The following is a 700-nucleotide window of genomic DNA, read 5'->3' as shown; positions in this document are numbered from 1 at the left end:
AGTCCAAGATGAGAAAGATGGCGTAGTAAGAAAAGTAGTAACAGATAAAGATGGAAAAGCAAACGTTTCAGATCTATCAGTAGGAAAGTACAAATTAGTAGAGACGAAAAGCTTACCAGGTTACAAAAATCTAGCAGAACCAGTACTATTTGAAATTACAAAAGGTATGACAAAAGCTTTATCAATAAAAGTAGAAAATGAGCAGTTAGACAAAGGCTCAGTAGAAATTACAAAAATAGATAAAGATAGTCAAAAAGTATTAGAAGGCGTAGTCTTCGAAGTGCAAGATGAGCAAGGAAAAGTAGTAACAGAAGTAAAAACAGATAAAGATGGTAAAGCAAAAATCTCAGATTTATCAGTAGGAAAGTACAAATTAGTAGAGACGAAAAGTTTACCTGGCTACAAAAAGCTAACAGAACCAGTATCATTCGAAATTACAAAAGGTATGACAACAGTCCTATCGTTGAAAGTAGAAAATGAACAGTTAGATAAAGGTTCAGTAGAAATTACAAAAGTAGATAAAGACAACAAAAAAGCATTAAAAGGCGTAGTCTTTGAAGTGCAAGATGAAGCTGGAACAGTAGTAAAGGAAGTAAAAACAGATAAAGATGGTAAAGCAAAAATCTCAGATCTATCAGTAGGAAAGTACAAATTAGTAGAGAAAGAAAGTTTACCAGGCTATAAGAAACTAACAGATCCA

General features: G+C 32.7%; 1 protein-coding gene. It reads left to right on the top strand.

Annotated elements, in window-relative coordinates; translation table 11 throughout:
- Positions 1 to 700 (top strand): MSCRAMM family protein (locus MR160_RS33760; protein WP_255805922.1); only part of this gene is annotated, 700 nt, incomplete at both ends.

The sequence above is a fragment of the Bacillus cereus group sp. BfR-BA-01382 genome, from assembly GCF_022663475.1.
In the GTDB taxonomy this organism is placed as follows: Bacteria; Bacillota; Bacilli; order Bacillales; family Bacillaceae_G; genus Bacillus_A; species Bacillus_A thuringiensis_S.
This window is presented reverse-complemented; position numbering and strand designations above follow the sequence as displayed.